This window comes from Mesorhizobium sp. Root695, from assembly GCF_001428185.1.
Taxonomy (GTDB): domain Bacteria; phylum Pseudomonadota; class Alphaproteobacteria; order Rhizobiales; family Rhizobiaceae; genus Mesorhizobium.
On the sequence record NZ_LMHO01000001.1, the window covers coordinates 97,650 to 118,631 of the forward strand.

20 protein-coding genes are annotated in these 20,982 nt (G+C 64.4%); 10 read left to right on the forward strand and 10 right to left on the reverse strand.

The features are described 5' to 3' along the window. Positions 1-17 precede the first annotated feature (17 nt). Positions 18-1,289, forward strand: a complete 1,272-nt coding sequence (locus ASD99_RS00475; protein ID WP_056592875.1) for a DNA recombination protein RmuC — start codon at positions 18-20, stop codon at positions 1,287-1,289. A gap of 6 nt (positions 1,290-1,295) precedes the next feature. Here ASD99_RS00475 and ASD99_RS00480 read toward each other — a convergent pair whose 3' ends face one another. The 3 genes from ASD99_RS00480 to ASD99_RS00490 form a co-directional block, all read right to left on the reverse strand. Then, a complete protein-coding gene (locus ASD99_RS00480) occupies positions 1,296-1,700 on the reverse strand; it encodes a GFA family protein (protein ID WP_056592879.1) in 405 nt (134 codons plus the stop codon). Positions 1,701-1,766: 66 nt separating this feature from the next. Continuing rightward, positions 1,767-2,732, reverse strand: a complete 966-nt coding sequence (locus tag ASD99_RS00485) for a cation diffusion facilitator family transporter (RefSeq protein WP_056592882.1) — start codon at positions 2,730-2,732, stop codon at positions 1,767-1,769. A 140-nt stretch (positions 2,733-2,872) separates the two neighbouring features. Then, on the reverse strand, positions 2,873-3,682 hold the full coding sequence (locus ASD99_RS00490) for a transglutaminase-like domain-containing protein (protein ID WP_056592885.1): 810 nt from the start codon (positions 3,680-3,682) through the stop codon (positions 2,873-2,875). A gap of 211 nt (positions 3,683-3,893) precedes the next feature. Here ASD99_RS00490 and ASD99_RS35065 point away from each other — a divergent pair, with 211 nt between their 5' ends. Both ASD99_RS35065 and sugE read left to right on the forward strand, forming a co-directional pair. After that, positions 3,894-4,019, forward strand: a complete 126-nt coding sequence (locus ASD99_RS35065; RefSeq protein WP_082525676.1) for a hypothetical protein — start codon at positions 3,894-3,896, stop codon at positions 4,017-4,019. A gap of 208 nt (positions 4,020-4,227) precedes the next feature. Continuing rightward, entirely contained in the window at positions 4,228-4,542 is a 315-nt protein-coding gene (gene sugE, locus ASD99_RS00495; protein WP_056593424.1) for a quaternary ammonium compound efflux SMR transporter SugE, read from the forward strand. Between the two features lie 80 nt (positions 4,543-4,622). Here the strand turns inward: sugE and ASD99_RS00500 are convergent, their stop codons facing one another. Beyond that, positions 4,623-5,051 (reverse strand): DUF6481 family protein, encoded by a 429-nt coding sequence (locus tag ASD99_RS00500; protein ID WP_023761392.1) that lies wholly within the window; start codon positions 5,049-5,051, stop codon positions 4,623-4,625. 220 nt (positions 5,052-5,271) lie between these two features. Here ASD99_RS00500 and ASD99_RS00505 point away from each other — a divergent pair, with 220 nt between their 5' ends. The 4 genes from ASD99_RS00505 to ASD99_RS00520 all read left to right on the forward strand — a co-directional run bounded on the left by ASD99_RS00505 (position 5,272) and on the right by ASD99_RS00520 (position 9,571). Next, on the forward strand, positions 5,272-6,333 hold the full coding sequence (locus tag ASD99_RS00505) for an LLM class flavin-dependent oxidoreductase (protein WP_056592888.1): 1,062 nt from the start codon (positions 5,272-5,274) through the stop codon (positions 6,331-6,333). Positions 6,334-6,448: 115 nt separating this feature from the next. Next, positions 6,449-7,618 carry an AI-2E family transporter gene (locus ASD99_RS00510; RefSeq protein WP_057142660.1) on the forward strand — a complete coding sequence of 390 codons (1,170 nt, stop codon included), beginning with the start codon at positions 6,449-6,451 and terminating at the stop codon, positions 7,616-7,618. Between the two features lie 68 nt (positions 7,619-7,686). Next, positions 7,687-8,688, forward strand: a complete 1,002-nt coding sequence (locus tag ASD99_RS00515) for an LLM class flavin-dependent oxidoreductase (RefSeq protein ID WP_056592891.1) — start codon at positions 7,687-7,689, stop codon at positions 8,686-8,688. Between the two features lie 88 nt (positions 8,689-8,776). Next, on the forward strand, positions 8,777-9,571 hold the full coding sequence (locus ASD99_RS00520) for an inositol monophosphatase family protein (protein WP_057142409.1): 795 nt from the start codon (positions 8,777-8,779) through the stop codon (positions 9,569-9,571). A gap of 11 nt (positions 9,572-9,582) precedes the next feature. On the opposite strand, the gene ASD99_RS00525 is transcribed toward ASD99_RS00520, so the two are convergent. Next, positions 9,583-10,602, reverse strand: coding sequence for a LacI family DNA-binding transcriptional regulator (locus ASD99_RS00525; protein WP_057142410.1), 1,020 nt, complete (start codon positions 10,600-10,602; stop codon positions 9,583-9,585). A 220-nt stretch (positions 10,603-10,822) separates the two neighbouring features. Between ASD99_RS00525 and ASD99_RS00530 the strand changes: the two genes are divergently transcribed. The 3 genes from ASD99_RS00530 to ASD99_RS00540 are packed head-to-tail and all read left to right on the forward strand — an operon-like array spanning position 10,823 to position 14,683. Next, entirely contained in the window at positions 10,823-12,406 is a 1,584-nt protein-coding gene (locus tag ASD99_RS00530) for a sugar ABC transporter ATP-binding protein (protein WP_057142661.1), read from the forward strand. After that, positions 12,403-13,728 (forward strand): ABC transporter permease, encoded by a 1,326-nt coding sequence (locus ASD99_RS00535; RefSeq protein WP_056592906.1) that lies wholly within the window; start codon positions 12,403-12,405, stop codon positions 13,726-13,728. The genes ASD99_RS00530 and ASD99_RS00535 overlap by 4 nt, the downstream gene beginning before the upstream one ends. Then, positions 13,715-14,683 carry a substrate-binding domain-containing protein gene (locus ASD99_RS00540; RefSeq protein ID WP_056592910.1) on the forward strand — a complete coding sequence of 323 codons (969 nt, stop codon included), beginning with the start codon at positions 13,715-13,717 and terminating at the stop codon, positions 14,681-14,683. The genes ASD99_RS00535 and ASD99_RS00540 overlap by 14 nt, the downstream gene beginning before the upstream one ends. 45 nt (positions 14,684-14,728) lie before the next feature. Here ASD99_RS00540 and ASD99_RS00545 read toward each other — a convergent pair whose 3' ends face one another. From ASD99_RS00545 to ASD99_RS00565, 5 genes are read right to left on the reverse strand one after another with little or no spacing between them, the layout of a single operon-like run. Continuing rightward, positions 14,729-15,190, reverse strand: a complete 462-nt coding sequence (locus ASD99_RS00545; protein WP_057142411.1) for a MarR family winged helix-turn-helix transcriptional regulator — start codon at positions 15,188-15,190, stop codon at positions 14,729-14,731. Continuing rightward, positions 15,187-15,771: an amino acid synthesis family protein gene (locus ASD99_RS00550; RefSeq protein ID WP_056592915.1), complete on the reverse strand. Its 585-nt coding sequence runs from the start codon at positions 15,769-15,771 to the stop codon at positions 15,187-15,189. The genes ASD99_RS00545 and ASD99_RS00550 overlap by 4 nt, the downstream gene beginning before the upstream one ends. Beyond that, on the reverse strand, positions 15,764-16,648 hold the full coding sequence (locus ASD99_RS00555) for a UPF0280 family protein (RefSeq protein WP_057142662.1): 885 nt from the start codon (positions 16,646-16,648) through the stop codon (positions 15,764-15,766). The genes ASD99_RS00550 and ASD99_RS00555 overlap by 8 nt, the downstream gene beginning before the upstream one ends. Beyond that, complete coding sequence (locus ASD99_RS00560) at positions 16,648-18,189, reverse strand: hypothetical protein (RefSeq protein WP_057142412.1); 1,542 nt, start codon at positions 18,187-18,189, stop codon at positions 16,648-16,650. The genes ASD99_RS00555 and ASD99_RS00560 overlap by 1 nt, the downstream gene beginning before the upstream one ends. Beyond that, positions 18,186-20,981 (reverse strand): molybdopterin-dependent oxidoreductase, encoded by a 2,796-nt coding sequence (locus tag ASD99_RS00565; protein WP_057142413.1) that lies wholly within the window; start codon positions 20,979-20,981, stop codon positions 18,186-18,188. Before ASD99_RS00565 ends, ASD99_RS00560 begins: the two co-directional genes overlap by 4 nt. Between the last annotated feature and the right edge of the window lies 1 nt (position 20,982).

The window sequence follows — 20,982 nt, forward strand, 5'->3', positions numbered from 1 at the left end:
TCGTCTATGCTGTCCACATGAATGATCTGAGCACTATCCTTTCGGAGCCCGTCGCCCGGCTTGGCGCCACCACGATCACGCTCGGCCATGCGCTGGCCTTCGGCGCTTTGCTGTTTCTTGGCCTGTTCGTGGCGCTCGTGATCGCGCTGTGGCGGTCGGCCAAGGCGCGCGCTGTGGCGGCCGCGGAAGCCGCCGATCATGCCCGCGACGCCGAGGCACGGATGGCCGGCATTTTGCAATCGCAGGCCGAGATGCAGGGCCGCATGGGTGCCATCGCCGAGGTGTTCGGGGCGCGGCAGGCCGAGCTGACGCAGTCGATCGGCCAGCGCCTCGACGCCATGACCGGTCGTCTCGGCCAGACCATGACCGAGCAGACGAAATCGACGCATGAGAGCCTGGCCAAATTGCAGGAGCGGCTGGCGATCATCGATGTCGCACAGGGCAACATCCAGTCGCTCGCCGGCCAAGTCGTGCAGCTGCAGGCGATCCTCTCCAACAAGCAGACGCGCGGCGCCTTCGGCCAGTCGCGCATGGAGGCGATTGTTGCCGACGGCCTGCCGCACGGCGCCTATGAATTTCAGGCGACGTTGTCGAACGGCAGCCGGCCCGATTGCCTGGTGAAGATGCCGAACGGAGCGCCGTCACTTGCTATCGACGCAAAATTCCCGCTGGAAGCCTGGAACGCCATTCGCGCCGCCGATGGCGCCGATCTGCAGAAGGTCGCCTCGCAGGCCTTCCGCCGCGACATCGAGATCCATGTCCGCGATATCTCGGAAAAATACCTGATCCAGGGCGAGACGCAGGACACCGCCTTCATGTTCGTGCCGTCGGAATCAGTGTTCGCCGAGATCCACGAGAATTTCGAGGCGATCGTCCACAAGGCGCATCGCGCCCGCGTCGTCATCGTCTCGCCATCGCTGCTGATGCTGTCGATCCAGGTCATCCAGGCGATCCTCAAGGACGCCCGCATGCGCGAACAGGCGCATCTGATCCAGGGCGAGGTCATCCGGCTGATGGAGGACGTTGCGCGTGTCGACGAGCGGGTGCGCAAACTGCAGGTCCATTTCGGCCAGTCGGCCAAGGACATCGATGACATCCTGGTCTCGACCTCGAAGGTCACCAAGCGCGGCCAGAAGATCGAGGCACTGGAGTTCGGCGCGCAGCCCGACGGCGACGCCGCCGCGGACGCAGCGTCGCGGGCTCCGGCGGCGCAGGTCGAGCCCGGCCCGCGCGTTGCCGATTCGAAAACCGGACAGCTCAGGCTGAGGGTCGTCGAAGGCGATGATTGAGCCGCGCTACTGCTCCTCTACGGTGGTCATGCCCTGAAATTCAGGCAGCCAGTGCAGCGCCGAGCGGTGCCATTTCTGTTGTGTCGGGATCAAATCCTCGCGTTGCCGCGCGGTACCCGCTCGAATTCCATAGACCTTGGGACCATCTCCGACCGACGTGGCGTAAAGGTGCGAACCGCACTCGGCGCAAAAGGCCTGGGCGCGCTTGGCGCCAGTGGATCCTGTCTTGATATAGACCTTCGGCGTGCCCTTGGTGATCCGGTAATGATCCTCGGGCGCCGGAACCGTCACGCGAAAAGCCGTACCGGTCAGTTGCTGGCAATCCGTGCAGTGGCAGACATTCGTCTTTTCGGGATCGACCTCCGCCTCGTAGGTGATGGCGCCACAATGGCAGCCGCCGTCGATTTTCATCTTCGCTCCTCCAAAGGCTCTTTAATCAATCTTAGCGGGGCAAGACTGTGAGACAATGGCGCAGCGCTAGTCCAGAGCCGGATCGGATGCGGTGTCGATCAGCTTGCGCCGCTTCTCCCAGGTGCCTGATGTCTGCGGCTTGACGAACAGCCGCGTGATCTGCGGCATCTCCTTTTTCAACTTAGCCTCCAGGCGCTCGACGCAGGCTTCGATCTCGGGCGCCGTCAGACGATCCTCGAACTCGATGCTCAGGCCGGCGACGATCTCTGTCGGCCCCATATGGACGGTCAGGACGCCGTTCGCCCGCTGCACCGCCGGATCCTGCTGGGCGATCGCCAGGACCTGTCTCTGCACCTCGAGCGATGCCGGCTCGCCGATCAGCAGGCCCTTGCTTTCGCGTGCCAGGAAGATCGCCGTTGCGCCAAGGATCAGCCCAATGCCGATCGAGGCGGCGCCGTCGAGCTCGGGTATCTCCAGCAGCTCCGCCGCCAGTATGCCGGCGAAAGCGACGATCAGGCCGAGCAGGGCCGCACTGTCCTCGAACAGTACGGTGTAGACGCTCGGATCCTTGCTCGATTGCACGGCTTGCAGCCAGCCCTCCTTGCCCTTCTGCTGGCGAAACGCCTTCAGCGCCACCCACCACGAACTGCCTTCGAACAGGAAGGAAAGACCCAGAACGATGTAGGTCACCTCAGCGTTGGCGACCGGCTCCGGCGCCATGATATGGACCACGCCTTCGTAGAACGACACGCCCGCCCCAAGCGCGAAGACGAGGAGTGCGACGATGAAACTCCAGAAATACAGCTCGCGGGCGTGCCCGAGCGGATGCGTGCGGTCTGCCGGGCGGGCGGCGCGGTGCATGCCGTAGAGCAGAAGGCCGCCATTGCCGGTATCGACCAGCGAGTGCACGCCTTCCGACAGCATTGCCGAACTGCCGGTGAAGAAGGCGGCGCCGAACTTGGTCAGCGCGATGGCGAGATTGCCGGCGAGTGCGGCGTAGATGACTTTCTTTGAGCCGCCATGCCCGGCCATCGTATAGTCCCCGTTCGAGGCACCCAGTCTAACGACCAGACCGCCGAAGCTCCACAAACAACGCGCGAGTAGCCCGATCGTTCAAGACGGCGGCTGCCAAAGAGGTCGCCGGCCAAAGACCGGCGGGCAGGAGACGGCGACTATTCGACGATCTCTTCAGTCCACACCTTGAAGCCGGCGAGCGTGCCCGGCCCGAAAATATGGGTCAGCGGCACGTCGGCGGCGTCGCGGCCGGAGGCGATCAGGATGCGGCCGATGCGCGGCGCGTTGTTGCGCGGGTCGAAGACATGCCAGCGGCCGCCGAGATAGACCTCCATCCAGGCGCAGAAATCCATGCTCGCCCACGGCTTCGGCATGCCGATGTCGCTGATGTAGCCGGTGCAGTAGCGCGTCGGGATGTTGAGTGCCCGGCAGAAGGTGACTGCGAGATGCGCGTAGTCGCGGCAAACACCGCTCTGTTCGCGATAGGCTTCCGCCGCAGTGCGCGTCGGCCGCGCATTGCCGTAATTGAAGACGATATGGTTGTGGACGAAGTCGCAGACCGCCTGCACGCGTGGAATTCCGAGCGGCGTATGCCCAAATAGCCGCCACGCTTCGCTGGCCAGAAGATCGCTCTCGCAGAAACGACTGGGCAGCAGGAACAGCAGCGTGTCCGCCGGCAGGTCACGCACCTCGTGCTGCCAGGCCATCAGGTCGCCCATCTCGAAGGTGCCGGGATCGCGGATCACTGCATCAGTGCCGAAGGTGAAACGCCCGGGCGGCGCGACGAACCGGTTGCACCAGTTGCCGAAACTGTCGCGATAGCTTTCGATCGGCACCGGCGGGTTGGAGGTCAGGAAATCCGGCCGCTCGAGATCGGAGGCACGCGAATAGTGCACATTCAGCATCGCGATGAGCGGCGTTTCCTGAGGAAAGTCGAAGCTCATCTCGCAGCCGATGTGGATTCGCATTGTCGTCCTGACGGCCTGCCTGACGATCACCCGGCGAAGGCACGGGTTGATGCCGCAGTGCGAAGACAACCATGGCACGGACCGCCATGGTTTACGAGCAAATTAGAAACCGGTTGAAAGCGAGCCGCTGACGGCGGCAGCAGTCGCTAACCCCTTGCAGTCGGGCGGTTCTCTTGTTTCACTTCGCTTCCCACATTAGGAGGAACGAATCATGGCTAAAGGTGCGATGAAGGCAGGCAAGGAAGCCCGCAAGCCGAAGAAGGATGCCAAGAAGCCGGTCCCGGCTCCGGCCCTGAAGGCCCCGCCGGTCAAGGCGATGAAGCTCAAGGACAAGTAAGTCCGGTCCATCCGCTTCGGAATAGAACAGCGACCGGCAACGGTGTTGCCGGTCGCTGTTGATCGAGCGCCCGAAATTCCTATGTTGGCGTGGCGGGGACGATCTCGCGCCTCCCCAAAAATCCGGACGGGACGACCCGCCATTGTTTGATTGATCGTCGGACTCCGAAAATCACTTTTCGGTCCGGTGCTCTGATGGAGCGTTGTCGATGTCGTGGATTCTTCTCTTTTTTGCCGGCCTGTTCGAGATCGGCTGGGCAATCGGCCTCAAATACACCGATGGCTTCTCGAAGCTGGTGCCGACCGTGCTGACCGTTGCCTCGATGGTCGTCAGCCTTGCTCTGCTTGGCCTGGCGCTGAAGGCGCTGCCGGTCGGCACCGCCTATGCGGTGTGGACCGGCATCGGTACCGTCGGGACGGCACTGCTCGGCATCTGGCTGCTCGGCGAGCCAGCCACCGCGATCAGGCTGGCCTGCATCGCGCTCATCGTCTGCGGCATCATGGGGCTGAAGTTCGCCGCCTGAGCATAGCGGCGGGCAAACACGTTCAGGGCCGCTGTGAGGCGACCCTGATTCTCGAAGCAGATTGCTTCGTAGCCTGGAGGCTAGCGGGCGGAGAAGCCCGGAGGCGTCCTGCCGGTGCGCTGCTTGCGCGCTGCATAACGCGCATCGCGCTTGGCCTTGCGTTCGGCTTCGTCGGCCAGAAAACGGGCGATGCGCTCGTTCTCTTCGGATTCCCGAATCTTGGCCTCAGCCTGTGCAGCTTCCTCGGCGGCGATACGTGCCGCCTCGGCTGCCGCCTCGCGCTCGGCCTTCTCAACCGCTTCGCGTGCCAGCTTTTCCTGCTTCAGCCGGGCCTTTTCGGCCTCGCGGATTTCGCGAGCCGCGAGGATCGCCTTGCGTTCGGCCTGCCGCGCCAGCACTGCGGGATCATCCGCCGCCGGCTTTGCCTTGAAGCGCTCGAGGAGCGCCTTCTTTGCCTCGTTTGCGGCGTTGCGCCGCTCGAAAACGTCTTTTTCCCTATAGATAGCCAAGTCCACTTCCCTGAAGTCAATTCGCGACGCTTACATACGCGCGAAAATCGAGAGTTCAAGCGCCAAAACGGCATGGCAGCCATGAAATTGTTGGCTGTTGCAGCCGGGAGACGCCTTTTCGGCGAAAACCGACATGCACTGTTCACCGTCCGCCCCTCTGGCGGCGCGGCTGGCGGATGGCTACCTCTAGCCGCAAAACCCAACACCAGGATGACATCAAATGGAACTCGGTCTCTACACCTTCGCCGACGTCAGCCCGCAGCCGGGCCCCGGCGCCATCGGCCCGCATGAGCGGCTGCGCAACCTGATCGAGGAGATCGAACTGGCCGACCAGGTCGGCCTTGACGTCTTCGGCCTTGGCGAGCACCACCGGCCCGATTATGCCGCCTCGGCACCGGTCGTGGCCCTGGCTGCGGCCGCCGAGCGCTCGAAGCGCATCAAGCTGACCAGCGCGGTCACCGTTCTGTCCTCCGACGACCCGGTGCGTGTGTTCCAGCAATTTGCCACGCTCGACCTTCTGTCGGGCGGCCGTGCCGAGATCATGGCCGGGCGTGGCTCGTTCATCGAATCCTTTCCGCTGTTCGGCTACAACCTCGAGGACTATGACGAGCTGTTCGCCGAAAAGCTCGATCTGCTGCTTGCCATCCGCGATAGCGTGAAGGTCACCTGGTCCGGCAATCTGCGTGCGCCGATCAACGATCGCGGCGTGTATCCCCGGCCCTTCCAGGACAGGCTACCGGTCTGGATCGCCATAGGTGGTACGCCGCAATCCGCCGCCCGCGCGGGCGCGCTCGGCCTGCCGCTGGCGCTCGCCATCATCGGCGGCGAGCCGGCGCGCTTCGCGCCGCTGTTCGATCTCTATCGTGAGGCCGCCCAGCGCGCCGGCAACGATCCGGCTGATCTCGCCACCAGCATCAACGTGCACGGCTTCGTCGCCGAGACGACCGAGCAGGCGGCCGACGATTTCTACGGCCCGCAGGCGGAAGTGATGAACCGCATCGGCCGCGAGCGCGGCTGGGGTCCGACATCGCGGGCGCATTTCGATCAATCGTGTGGCTCCAATGGCGCCTTGTTCGTCGGCAGTCCCGAGCTGGTGGCCGAGAAGATCGTCGCCCAGCACAAGATCTTCGGCAATGACCGCTTCCTGCTGCAGATGGCGATCGGCATCATGCCGCATGCCAAGATCATGAAGGCGATCGAACTCTACGGCACCAGGGTGGCGCCGATCGTGCGCAAGGAAACGGCCAAGGCCGCGCCGGCGCTGGCAGCGTCCGTCGCCTGAGCCAACGGCAAGGCCTGCGGGCGCGGGGCCTTGCCAGCTAACGGAACCTTGAAGCCACGCCAGCGTTTTCGGTCGACGGATTGCACCAATTGCGGTGCGCCGTTGAGGGACCATGATGAAGGCCGACCCCGCCGCTTTGGGCGCAGACGTTGCCGAGGTTGAAGACGCGCGCGTCGCGGCTCGCGCCGACACGCATCTGATGCGTTCACTGCTCATCGGCATCTTCCTGTTCATGGCCATCTACGCGCTCTACTTTGCCCGCGCTTTCTTCATGCCGGTCATCCTGGCTTTCCTGCTGGCTCTGACGCTGACGCCCATCGTTCGGCTGCTGCGCAAGCACGGCATCCCCGAAGTGATTTCGGCGACCCTTCTCGTGCTGTTGTCGATCTGCATCCTTGCCAGCGCCGGCTACCTGCTCAGCGGCCCGATCATCGAGCTCATCAACAACACCTCGTCGATCGGCCAGCAGCTCACTGAACGGCTGGCGCAATTGCGGCGACCTTTCGAGAAGATCATGCAGATCTCGCACCAGGTCGAGCAGCTGACCCAGACGTCGCAGGAGCCGGGCATCCAGAAGGTGGCGGTGGCGCAGTCCGGCATGATGTCGGCGGCGGCCAGCAACATCCTGTCGGGGGGAACAAGCCTCACCATCATCTTCGTGTTGTCGCTATTCCTGCTCGCGTCCGGCACGATGTTCTATGAAAAGATCATCCAGTCCTTCGCCCGTCTCAGCGATAAGAAGCGGGCGCTGCGCGTCGTCTATGACGTGGAACGCGAAATCTCGCACTATCTGCTCACCGTCACCATCATCAATGCCGGTCTCGGCGCCGTCATTGGCCTCGGCCTGTGGGCACTCGGCATGCCCAACCCGATGGTCTGGGGCGTCGCTGCCGCCCTGCTCAATTTCCTGCCCTATGTCGGGGCGCTGTTGACCATCGTGCTTGTCGCGGTCATGGCGCTGATCAGCTTCGACACAATCTCCTACGCGCTCTTGGCGCCGGCCTTCGTGCTGTTGTGCGACATCGTCGAAGGCCAGTTCGTCACACCGATGGTGGTCGGTAGGCGCCTCGAGATCAACGCCGTGGCGATCTTCATCGCCATCGCCTTCTGGTCATGGCTGTGGGGCTTCGTCGGCGCGCTGATGGCGGTGCCTCTGCTGGTTGTCATCAAGGTGTTCTGCGATCACTTCGATGGGCTGAGCCACGTCGGCAATTTTCTCGCCGCGCAGCAGACGACCGTCGTCGAGGAGGACGACAGCGCCGACACCGAACCCGCGAAAGGCTGATCAATATTTTTGAATTTGCGGCGTCGCCGGGCGCGTCCTACATGCGATCCTGACACAGGATACCCCTCATGACCGAACTTTCCGTTCTCGACCTGTCGCCGATCATCGAAGGCAGCAATGCCTCGCAGTCGCTGGCCAACTCACTCGATCTTGCCCGCCATGCCGAGCGGCTGGGCTACAAGCGCTTCTGGCTGGCCGAGCATCACAACATGCCGGGGATCGCCAGTGCGGCAACCGCGGTCGTCATTGCCCATGTTGCCGGCGGCACGAAGACCATTCGTGTCGGTGCCGGCGGCATCATGCTGCCCAACCATGCGCCGCTGGTCATTGCCGAGCAGTTCGGCACGCTGGCCGCCTTGCATCCGGGCCGCATCGATCTCGGCATCGGCCGGGCGCCCGGCACCGACATGGGCACGGCCCGCGCCTTGCGTCGCAACCTTGAGGCAGGCGTCGACAATTTCCCGCAGGATGTCGTCGAGCTGATGGGCTATTTCCAGCCGGCCGAGGAAGGCCAGCGCATTCGCGCCGTACCCGGCGAAGGCCAGAACGTGCCAGTCTGGATCCTCGGCTCCAGCCTCTACGGCGCGCAGCTCGCCGCCATGCTCGGCCTGCCCTACGCCTTCGCCTCGCATTTCGCGCCGGCGGAGCTGGATCACGCGCTGGACGTCTACCGCTCGCGCTTCCAGCCGTCGGAACAGCTCGACAAGCCGCATGTCATGCTCGGCCTCAACGTCTTTGCCGCGCCAACCGATGCCGAGGCACGTTTGTTGTTCACCTCGTTGCAGCAGGCTTTCGTCAATCTGCGCACCGGCCGGGCCGGCCGGCTGCCGCCGCCTGTCGAGAACTATGACCGCGATCTCGATCCGATGGCCAAGACCATGCTCGGCCAGGCATTGTCCTGCGCCGTCGTCGGCTCCCCGGAAACGGTCCGGCAAGGCATCGATGCCTTCGTGCGCCGTACCGGTGCCGACGAGCTGATGGTCACCGCGCAGATGTTCGATCATGCGGCGCGGGTGCGGTCGTTCGAGATCCTCGCCGAGGCCCATAAATCATTGTCGCAAGCGGCCTGACAGTCCCGGTGCGAAATACTCCTGGCTTGGAAGGTGGGGTCCGCCTCTGCTAAAGGCAGGCCACCCTTCCGCTAGATCGAGTACCGCCGTGAACAATGACCATGACGCCCGCATGCAATTTGCCATCGATCTGGCGCGTCGGGCAGGCGACCTCGGCCTGAGATATTTTCGCGATCTGGAAAACCTGACCATCGAGAGTAAGGGTCATCAGGACCTGGTCTCGGACGGTGACCGCGAGGTCGAGCTGTTCATACGCGCGGCAATCGCCGCTGACTATCCGCAAGACGGCATCGTCGGCGAGGAACACGCGTCTGTTGTCGGCTCGACAGGCTATGTCTGGGTCATCGACCCTATCGACGGCACCGCCAATTTCGTGCGGGGCATTCCGGCCTGGTGCGTGGTGATCGCCTGCGCCTGGGACGGGGAGGCCGTGGTTGGCGTCATCCATGAGCCGTCGACCGGCGAGACGTTTCACGGCAGGCTAGGCGGCGGCGCCTTCGTCAACGGCCGGCCGATCAGGACCAGTGCGGCCACCAGCATCGAGGAAGGTTCTATCGGGACCGGATTTTCGAACCGCGCCGACACCGAGAATGTCGCCGTGCTGATCCGCAAGCTGTTGGCCGATGGCGGCGTCTTCTTCCGCAATGCGTCCGGCGCGCTGATGCTCGCCTATGTCGCCGCCGGCCGGCTGCTTGGCTATGTCGAAGAGCACATGAACGCCTGGGATTGCCTGGCTGGCATGCTTCTGGTCGAGGAAGCCGGCGGCACGGTGGTGAAACCAGATCCGAAGTCGGTGCTGCAGGACGGAACCCTGGTCATCACGGGCGGCAAGGGCATCTTCCCGAAACTGCACGCGCTTTGTTCGGAAGCGTTCAAGCTCTGAGATACGACGCGTCAGGCGCTCACGCTCTGCGCCATCGCCCCGAGCGGGCGGCATGAATTGCGGATCATCAGCCGGCCCTTGAGCACCAGTTTGCGCGGCGGCGCGTCCCTGTTGCCGGCGAGACGGTCGAGAAGCAGATTGGCCGCCTGTTCGCCGATCGCCTGCACAGGCTGGGCCACCGTGGTCAGTTGCGGCTGGAACACATCGGACCATGGAAAGTCGTCGAAGCAGGCAACCGAAATGTCTTCCGGGCAGGACAGGCCGATATCGCGGATCGCCTTCATGGTGCCGATCACCATAGGGTTGTTGGCGGAAAATATCGCGCTCGGCCGATCGTGCGAGGAAAGCATCTGCATGGTGGCGGTATAGCCGTCGATCTCGTGGAAATTTCCGAAGCGGATCAGCTCCTCCGCGATCGGCAGGCCGGCAACGTGAAGCGCCTCGCGGTATCCCGCCATGCGGTCATGCATCGGCGAAATGTCCGACGTGCCGGTGATGTAACCGATGCGTCGATGGCCAAGGTTGATTAGATAGGTGATGGCGTCGAACACCGCGCGCTGGTTGTCGAGGACCACGGCATCTGTGTCGACGCCCTCGCAGATGCGGTCGAGCAGCACGACCGGCACATTGGCGTCGTCGACGATCCCCTTGAGGATCGCGCCGTCGCCGACGCGCGCCACGATCAGTCCGTCGACCATACGGTCGAGCAGCAGCCTGATCTGGTCGTCCTGGGTGTTCAGGTCCTCGTCCGTGCAGCACAGCATGACGGCATAGCCGGCCCGGTCGAAGGCCTGCTGGATGACCGAGACGACGTCGGTGAAGAACGGGTTGGTGATGTGCGGCACGGTCAGCCCGATGGTGCGGGTCGTGCCCATCTTAAGGCTGCGGGCGATCGCATTGCGCTTGTAGCCGATATCGCGGATCGCCTGTTCGATGCGCTGGCTGAGTTCCGGGCTGACCGTCGCCGTGCCGTTGATCAACGCCGACACGGTGGCGACCGAGACACGCGCCGCCTCAGCCACGTGAAGCATTGTGGGTGCGGTGGATCTGCGCTGTTTTTTTCGCCCTGACGCTGTCATTTTCGAAACGTTTCGTCACCCATTGCTGCCAATACCTACGGAATGCCGCCTTTTTTAGCAAGAATCGAAATGCGTCAAACTTCCGTCACTGGATATCGGCTTGACACGATCGAAACGTTTAGATTAGCGTTTGCGGGAAATTGACGACGACGGAAGGGAGGCCGCCATTGTCATGGAACACGCGAGTTCCCTTTCCCCGGAGCACGATGCGGCGGATCGGTCGGACACCGTTCTGAGCGCCCAGCGTATCTCCAAGAGCTTCGGCGGCATCGCCGCCCTGGTCGATGTCGGCTTCAAGCTGCGACGCGGCGAGGTTCATGCCTTGATGGGCGAGAACGGCGCCGGCAAGTCGACGCTGATGAAGATCCTCTCCGGCGTCTACACCGGCTATGAAGGTACGGTCTGTGTCGATGGCCGCCCCGTCAGCTTCGCCGGCGTGCGCGACGCCGAGGATGCCGGCATCGCCATCATCCACCAGGAGCTCAACCTGGTGCCCGAACTCAGCGTTGCCGACAACATCTTCCTCGGCCGCGAGAAGCTCATCGCCGGGCTGATCGTCGACCGCAAGGCGAGCAGCCGCGCGGCGGCTGCCTTGTTGCAGCGGCTCGGCATCGAACTCGATCCGCAAGCCCGCGTCGGCGCCCTCCGTGTCGGCGAACAGCAACTGGTCGAGATCGCCAAGGCGCTGTCGATGTCGGCACGCATCCTGATCATGGATGAGCCGACCTCGGCGCTATCGCCGGCCGAATGCCAGCGGCTGTTCCGCATCATCCGCCAGCTTGCCGAGAGCGGCGTCGCCATCGTCTACATCTCGCACCGCATCGACGAGGTCATGCATCTGGCCGGCCGCGTCACCGTGTTTCGCGACGGGCGCCATGTGCTGACCGAGCCGATGGCCAGGCTCGACGAAGACGCGATCATTTCGGCGATGGTCGGACGAAACCTGCTCGCTTCCTCCCAGGAAGATCGCCACTCCGGCGGCAAGATCGCGCTTTCGGTCGAAAACCTGTCCCTGTCGAAGCCCGATGCCCATGGCTGGCGCATGGTGATCGACGGCGTCGGCTTCGATCTTGCCGCCGGAGAAATCCTCGGTATTGGCGGGCTTCTGGGTTCGGGCCGCACCGAGATCCTGGAAGCGATCTTCGGCTCGAGCGATGGCCGCACCGGTGGCGAAATCCAGGTCGACGGCCGGCCGGTGGATATCCGTTCGCCTCGCGATGCAAGGCGGCTCGGCATTGCGCTGGTCACCGAGGATCGCAAGACGCAAGGCCTGCATCTGCAGGCGTCGATCACGGACAATGTCGCGCTGCCGCTGGTCGGATCGCTGGCGCGCTTCGGGTTCCGTTCGCTGGCCGGCGAGCAGGGATTGGCGCGGCAGGCGGTCAAGGCGCTCGGCATCCGCTGCCAGGACATCGACCAGCCCGCGGGCACGCTGTCGGGCGGCAACCAGCAGAAGGTCGTCATCGGCAAGTGGCTGGCGACCAGGCCGAGGGTTCTGTTGCTGGACGAGCCGACACGCGGCATCGATGTCGGCGCCAAGCGCGAGATCTACGACCTGATCTTCAAGCTGGCGCGAGATGGTCTCGCTATTGCCGTCATCAGCTCGGAACTGCCGGAGCTGCTGCATCTCTCCGACCGCATCCTGGTGATGGCCGATGGCCGCCAGACAGGCATTCTTTCCCGCGACGCGGCCAGCGAGGAGGCCATCATGCGTCTCGCCGCCCCGCGCCGGACCATATCGAGACCAGCCGCATGACTGCCCTGAAGCTCCTGTCCCGGACCAAGCTTTATTGGGGCCTGATCGCCATCTTCCTCATCGGCGTGCTGGGCTCGCCGATGAGTTCGAAGGGCAACAACATCTTCCTCTCCTACGGCAATCTGCTCGACGTGCTGCGCCAGGTGTCGACCACCGGGCTGATCGCCACCGGCATGACGGCGGTGATCATCACCGGGGGCATCGATCTCTCCGTCGGCTCGCTGATGGCCATCTGCTCGGTGGTCTGCGCCATGCTGCTGACGGTTCCCGGCGTGACGCCGGGCGTCGTGCTGGGCGTGCCGACCGTCGCACTGGTGGCGCTTTGCCTCGGCTTCGTCGTCACCCGCTTCATCTTCCAGAACCTCGCAAAATCCCGTGCCGGCGCCGATCTCGTCCGCGAGATCAGGCTTGACGGCATTCGCGGCCTGGTTACGCCCGCCGTCGTCGGCGTGGTCCTGTGCTGTCTGTCCCTGTGGTACCTGCTGCCGCAGATCGGGTCGAAATTCGGCGTGCTCGGCGTGCTTTTGGTGGCGCCGTGCGTCGGCTTGCTGTTTGGTGCGCTCAACGGCTTCATCATCGTTGCCGGGCGGTTGCAGCCCTTCATCGTCACCCTGGCGATGATGGTGACGGCGCTCGGCATCGCCCGGCTGACCGCCGGCCAGAACAATGCGGTGCTGCCGGTCTATACCGGCTCGAACGCCACCGCCGATTTCGAGATCCTGCGCTCGCTGGTGTTCGGCGTCATCCCGATGCCGGGGCTGTTCTTCCTCGGTGCGATTGTGATCTACGGCGCGGTGCTGCGCTTCACGCCGTTCGGCCGCTATGTCTACGCCATCGGCGGCAATGAGGAGGCGGCGCGGCTTTCGGGTATCGCCGCCGGCCGCGTCAAGATCGCCACCTATGCCATCTCCGGGTTGCTCGCCGGCATCGCCGCTGTGCTCTATGTCGCGCAGTACCGGCAAGGCAAGCCGGATGCCGGCGCCGGCTTGGAGCTCGACGCCATTGCCGCCGTCGTCATCGGCGGCACCAGCCTGATGGGCGGGCGCGGCAGCCTCACCGGCACGTTCTGCGGCGTGCTGATCTTCGGCCTGCTCTCCAACATCCTGCAGCTCCACAACATCAATTCGAACCTTCAGCTGGTGCTGAAGGGGATGATCATCATCGGCACCGTGCTCGTGCAGGAGCGCAATGCCGGTGATCTCCTGGCCTATCTGCGCCTGCCCGGCGGGCAAGCGGCGCACAAGGAAACGGCCGCGGCAAAGCGGCCGTCGCAAGAGACCCCGTCTCTCAATCTCGGAGGAAACAAAAATGAAACGACGTGACATGCTGAAGCTTGCCGCCATGACCGCGGCCCTGCTGACCACCACCGCGCTCACGACCACCGGCAATGCCTTCGCCCAGGACAAGAAGTGGAAGATCGGCTTCTCGCAGGTGACGACCATCGAGCCCTGGCGCGCGCAGTTCAACAAGGACATCCTGGCCGAAGCCGCCAAGCATCCCGAGGTCGAGCTGATCATCACCGACGGTGAGGACAAGACCGAAAAGCAGGTCGCCGATGTCGAGAACCTGATCCGTCAGGAGGTCGACGCGCTGCTGGTGTCGCCGAAGGAATCCGCCGGCCTGACCGGCGTCGTGCAGCAGGCGATCGATGCCAAGATCCCGGTCTTCGTGCTCGACCGCAATGTCGACACCAAGGACTACACGCAGTTCGTCGGCGGCGACAACGCGCTGATCGGCCGCGCGGCCGGCGAATATGCCGTCGAGCTGCTGGGCGGCAAGGGCAAGGCGGCGGGCAACGTCGTCGAGATCTGGGGAGGCATGGGCACCCAGCCGGCGCATGACCGTCATGACGGTTTCCACGAGTTCACCGACAAGGAGCCGGGCATCAAATATCTGCTCGATCAGCAGTCAGGCGACTGGAAGCAGGATCAGGCCTATAATCTGATGGCCAACGCGCTCAAGAGCAACGAGAAGATCGATCTCGTCTACGGCCACAACGACCCGATGGCCTATGGCGCCTATCTTGCCGCCAAGGACGTCGGCCGCGAGAAGGACATCAAGTTCATCGGCATCGACGGCCTGCCCAATGAAGGCGTGCAGATGGTCAACAAGGGCGAGCTGACGGCGACCTTCACCTATGTTACCCCCGGCGCCGAAGGCTTGCGCCAGGCGATCAAGTTCCTCAACGGTGAGAAGGTCGAAAAGACCATCACTCTGCCGACCGAGAAGATCACCAAGGAAAACGCCGCCCAGGTGCTGAAGGACAACGGCCTCTGAGCCAAAACGTCCTGCCGGGTGCTTTTTAGCGCCCGGCAGATCGACCTACGCCAGCTTCGCCAGCAATTTCATGAAGGTGGCGATCTCCTTGGCCGAGAGCGGCGCCAGCGTTTCCTGGGTGATCTCGCGCGCCAGCGGGATCAGGCGCTCGATGGCGTCGCGGCCTGCCGCGGTCAGATTGACCAGCAGCCGCCTTTTGTCGACCTCGTGCTTGGAAAGCTCGACTAGGCCGCGCGCCTTCAGCCGGTCGATGACGCCCTTCACCGTCGCCGCGTCCATGGCGATCAGCGTGCCGAGCTGGTTCTGCGAGGTCTCGCCGACATCGCGCAGCTTGGCCAGCGCCGCGAATTGCGGCGGCGTCAGATCACCGATACGCGCGGCAAAGATCGAGACATGGCGCTGATGCGCCTTGCGCAGGATGAAGCCGACCTGCTCCTGCAAGAGGTAATCCTGGTCGTCAGGCTCTTCGGCCTCGACCAGCTTCAGCAGATTGTCCTCGGCGCTCACCGCAGCCCGTCCCAGGCCTTGATATCCCCAGCGGCCAGGCCGCCCATGCGGTCGTGCACGCGCGGACCGCAGGTCATGGCGAGGCAGAACAGGATTTCGTCGGGGCGTGGGCCATCGCTGATGCCGACTTCCATGGCGTCGAAATGGCTGCGCACATAGGCGGCGTTGATGTGGCCGAGCGGCACGTCGAGTTTTGAACCGAAAGCGCCGACCTTCTTCGCCGACGGCACGATCGCCTTGGCGTCGCCGAGCCGTTCGCGCATGGCGTAGCCGCCGGGCACATGCCAGAGCGCACCGTGCTCCAGCTCACCCGCTGTGCCGACGATGGCGCCCTTGCCGTAGCCGTCGATCTGCTTGACGTCGCCGCCGAGGGCCGCAATCAGCCGGTCGGCGAGCAACAGGCCCAGCGGCTTCAGATCGTCCATGGCGCTCTGCAAGTCCTCGACATAACGCCCGGCGAACGGGTTCTTGACCAGCGCCATGGCGGCGGCGCGGCGGCGCGGCATCTTGGCCAGCGGCCCGCCTTCGTGAAAGATCTCTTCGGTCAGCACCGCGATCTTGCGGATTGGAAACTCAGGCATGGGCAACTTCCTTCCCGGGACTTTTGTTGGGCGCAGCAAGCGCAACCGAGCCACTGATGCGGATCTCACCGCCAAGAAACAGCGCCGATCCGGCAATCAGGCCGCGCCGGCGAAAATCTTCGGCGACGGCAAGACCATTGTCCAGCGCCCGCGCCACTTCGCCAAGTGCAAGCGTGCCGACGCCATGTGTCACCAAGCGCGCGCCGAGATCGCTGTCGGGCGACAGTTCGTGTGCGGGAATGCGCTTGATGGCCGGATTGCCGGGCAGGTCTACCGCGTTGGCAATGAGCGTCGCCGCCGCATCGGCCTCGGCGCCAGTCCGCGCGAGCACGGTGACGGCGTCGGCAATGCCAAGTGAAAAGGAGCGGCCGCGCCAACCGCTGGTGGCGACGCCGCGAACGCCATCTTCCGCGCGGATCGTGATCCGGTCCGCCATGTGGTTGCCGGTGCCGGCAATCGCCAAGCCCATCGACCGGCCCTTTCCGATATGAATTGCGCAGTCGCCGCCATTGTTGACATAGGCGCGCTCGAGCTTGCGACCGGCAAGCAACGCGGCGAGCATTTCGTCGGCTACCGATCCCGCGACTGCGGCCATCGGTGTTATGAAACATTCCGCCAGGGGCATGACGGCTGCTTCCATGCGGCGCGCCGTCGGGCCGTCAAAGGTGCGCGGCGCCAGGAAAAACGCCGGGAGTCGCAATTCGGGGAGCTCCTCGACCAACTCGATCAGGATCGTCTGAAAGCGCGCGACGGCTTGAGTGTAGGCAGCACGACACTCATCCGCCTCGCCAAAGGCCTCGACGATCAGGTCGATCGGCCCGTGGTTGAGATGCAGCCGCTTGCCGTCCTGCAGCCAATGCGTTTGCGGGCCGTCCATCATCCGGTCTCGTTCGACGCAGCGCGGCGCAGTTGCGCCAGTGGTGGCCATGGATTGCTGGCTGCGGCACCGGTGCCGCGGCGCGGATTGAAATATTCGCCACCCTTGGCAACGATATCCTCGACGCTGCGGATCTCTGCCTCGTAGCCCCCGAGCCTGATATAGTCGTCGCGGCGGAGCGTGAATTCGATCGGCGCCACCAGTGCGGGGGTCGGCACATAGCCGAAGGCGCCCTCCGGCACCCTGGTGACATCGACCATCAGCGTGATGCCGCCGCCCGGCCAGACATAGACCGGCGCGCCGCCGACCGTGACATAGGTGGTCAGGCCCTGCACCGATCGCGTGAGGTTGACCGGGTTTTCGGTGACGCCGGCGCGCAGTGAACCGCCGGCACCGCCGATGAACAGCACGGTGCAGAGCGCCGGCTCGCAATTGTCCTCGATCAGCCCGACCGACTTTTGCAGCCGCTCGGGAAACGGTTTTTGGACCGGCTTCAACTCGTCGTCGAGCTCGTAATAGGCGAACTGCTCGCCGGTGGTCGAAACCATCAGCAACGACAGGCCCGGCCGCGCGCCCTTCTTGGCGTTCCATTCGCCGAGGATCGACAGCGGGTCGGAAATGCTGGTGCCGCCCCAGCCCAGCCCGGGTTCAGAGACCTTGAAATAGCGGCCCGGCGTCGAGCGGCGGCCGATGATTTTTATCCCGGTATCCTGCCAGCCGAGTACCTTCCCAGCCTGATGCTCGGAGACGACACCGGTGATGTGGTCGTCGACCACCACCACCTCGTCGACCAAGCCGCGCCATTGCGTGGCGAACATGCCGATGGTGGCCGAACCGCAGCCGACACGCATGCGGTGTTCCTGCTTGCCGTCGATGACAGGCGGTTTGCCGGCTTCGACTATTAGGGTGGCGCCGCCGTCGATAGCCAGTTCCACCGGCTTGCGGTTGCACAGATTGAGCAGCGCGTCGCAGGTCGCGCGGCCTTCGGCCTTGGAGCCGCCGGTCAGATGATGCACACCGCCCAGCGACAGCATCTGCGAGCCATATTCGCCCGTCGTGACATGGCCGATCGCTTCGCCCGCTGCGCGGACTATTGCCGTCTCGGGACCGAGATGCCGGTCGGTGTCGATCTTCACCTTGACGCCACAGTAGGAGAAGATGCCCTCGGTGACGACAGTGACGAGATCGACGCCTTCGACTTCCTGGCTGACGATGAAGGGGGCCGGTTTGTAGTCGGGATAGGTGGTGCCGGCGCCGATGGCGGTGACAAAACGGCGGCCGGTGTTGACCAGTTCGCCGTCCCACGCCTCGCCCTCGGCGATGAACGGCACGATAGCCGCGCCGGTCTCCGCCGCATGGTCGAGGATGGTCAGCGGGTCCATCCGCACGATCCTGCCGCCGACATTGCCGTAGCGGTCGCAGGCACCGGTGCGGCCATCGGCGATGTAGCACATCACCGGACAGGCATCGCAGCGGATCTTCTCCGCCACCTGCTTCTCGCCGGGATCATGCGTCTCGAAGCGCTCGGCAAGCTCGCTCATCGGCGTGCCTCCTTTTCGCGAATGGCGGCGCGGATACGCGTCGGCGTCGCCGGAACCTTGGTGACCAGGACGCCGGTGGCATGGCGGATGGCATTGAGGATCGCCGGCGCCGTCGGGATCAGCACATGCTCTCCCAAACCCTTGGCACCAAAGGGTCCTTCCGGGTCCGAAACCTCTATCAGGATGGTTTCGATCGGCGGCACGTCGCCAATGGTCGGGATGAGATAGTCGTGCAAATTCTCGGTGCGGCCGGGGATGTACTCCTCCATCAGCGCCATGCCGATGCCTTGCGCGATGCCGCCTTCGATCTGGCCTTCGACCAGTAGCGGGTTGATCGCCTTGCCGACATCGTGCGCCGCAGTGATCTTGATCAGCTTCACGGTGCCGAGCTTGAGGTCGACCTCCAGTTCGGCGATCTGCGCGCCATAGCCGTAGACGGCGTAGGGTTTGCCCTGTCCCTTGGCATCGAGCGGCAGCGTCGGCGGATCGTAGGTCTCCTCGGCGCGGAAGACGAAGCCTTCGGCATCCACGTCCAATGTCGCGAGGTCGATGCGGCGGGTGGCTTCGCCTTCGCGGATGACGATAGCCGGGCCGTCGAGTTGCAGGGTTGCGTTTTCGGAAACATTGGCAAAGCGCAGGATCTTTTCGCGCAAGGCGCGGCCGGCCTTCTCGGCCGCCTTGCCGGTGACGAAGGTCTGGCGCGAGGCTGATGTCTTGCCGGCGTCAGGAGTGATGGCCGTATCGGCGCTCTTCAGCCGGAATCTTTCTAGCGGCAGGCCGAGCGCGTCGGCGCAGATCTGGGTGATGACCGTGTTCGAACCCTGGCCGATATCGACGGCGCCCTGGTGCAGGATGACCGTGCCGTCAGCCGCGATGCCGAGCCGGATTGTCGACGGGTTGGGAAGCGAGGTGTTGCCGCAGCCATACCAGCACGACGCGACGCCAACGCCGCGCTTTCTATCCCGATTGGCACTGTTGAAACACTCCGTATCAGCCGTCGCGCGCGCCCAGTACGGCCGCAGCGATTCGAGGCACTCGGCTATGCCGACGCCGGAGTCCAGAAGCTGCCCGGTAACCGTTTCGGAACCGTTACGAAGGCAGTTCTTCAAGCGAAAATCGAGCCGGTCCATGCCGAGCTTGCCGGCCAGCTCGTCATAGAGCGTCTCCTGCATGATCGTCGCCTGCGGCACGCCGAAGCCGCGGAAAGCGCCTGAGATCGGCCCATTTGTGTGGATGGCGCGGCCCTCGGCACGGTAGTTCGGCGTCGCATAGGGGCCGGAGGCATGCACCGGCACGCGGTTGGCGACCGTCGGCCCCCAGCTGGCATAGGCGCCGGTGTTGAAATCGCCTGAGAAGATCATGCCGGTGACAAGGCCATCGGCATCGGCGCAGATGGTCGCTCGCATCACGGCTGGATGGCGCTTGGTGGTCGAAGTCATCGATTCGGTGCGGGTGTAGGCGAGTGCCGCCGGCCGCCCCGTCTTCAGCGCCACAAGGCCGATCAGCGGCTGCAGCGAAACGTCGAGTTTCGAGCCAAAGCCGCCGCCGGTCGCGGTCGGCACGATGCGCACCTTCTCGACGGCAAGGCCGAGCACCTTCGCCGTCTCGTCGCGGTCCATGTAGGGCGCCTGGGTGCAGGCGACGACCACCAGCGTGTCGCCGTCCAGATAAGCATAGCCGGCTTCCGGTTCGATATAGGCGTGCTCGACATAGGAGGTGTCGATGGCGCCGGAGACGGTAAACGCGGCACTGGCAAGAGCCGCTTCCGGGTCTCCGTGTTCGACGAAGCCGGAAGTCAGCAAGTTCGAGAGGCGGTTCTGATGGATCAGCGCCACACCATCGGCTTGCGCTTCGCAAGGCTGGAGCACATGCGGCAATTCGGTCCAGAGAACCGGAAAGTCCGACAGATCGAGATCGAGGATCGCCTCACGCTCGCCGGCGACCAGCGCCACCGCCTCGCCGCGTAGGCGCGCAAACCCTTCGGCCAGCGCCGGCTGGTCGGCGAACGGGCCGATGACGCCGAAACAGTTTTTCCCTGGAATGTCGGCGGCCGTGAAGACACCGGCGATACCGGGATGCGCCTTCGCCCATCCGTCGAGGTCGCCGAAGGCGAAGCTGGCGTGATAGTGCGGCGAGCGGACCACCAGCACGGCCAGCGCATCGGCCGGGAAGGAATCGCCACCGAATTTTTCACCGCCGGTGACCTTCGGCACGCCGTCGAGCCTGACGGGTGAGGAGCCGATCGCATGGCCGGACTGAGGCAAGCGGAAATCGAGGCTTGCCGCCTGCAGGGAGGCATCCATCACCGCCGCGATGATCTTCCGGTAGCCGGTGCAGCGGCACAGAATGCCGCCCAGCGCATCCTGCACTTCGGTCTCGGTCGGACTGGGCTGCTTGTCGAGTAGCGCGGTTGCGGCGACCAGCAGCGCCGGCGTGCAGATGCCGCATTGCGCCGCGCCATGGTCGAGGAACGAGGCCTGCAGCGCCGACAGCCGACCATTGGCGAGGCCTTCGACTGTCGTCACCGAGGTACCAGCGGCGGAAGCCGCCGACATCAGGCAGGCGCAAACGGGATCGCCGTCGACCAGCACCGTGCAGGCGCCGCAGTCACCGGCATCGCAGCCGACCTTGGTGCCGGTCAGCCCCAATTCGTCGCGCAGCACCAGGGAGAGCCGGCGCAGCGGAGGCACATTGACCGAAATGGCGGTGCCATTGACCTCAAAGGCGATGTGGGCGCGCGCAGCGCCGAAGCCAGGCTGGACGTTGCCGAGATCGGGCAGGGCTTTACGCATA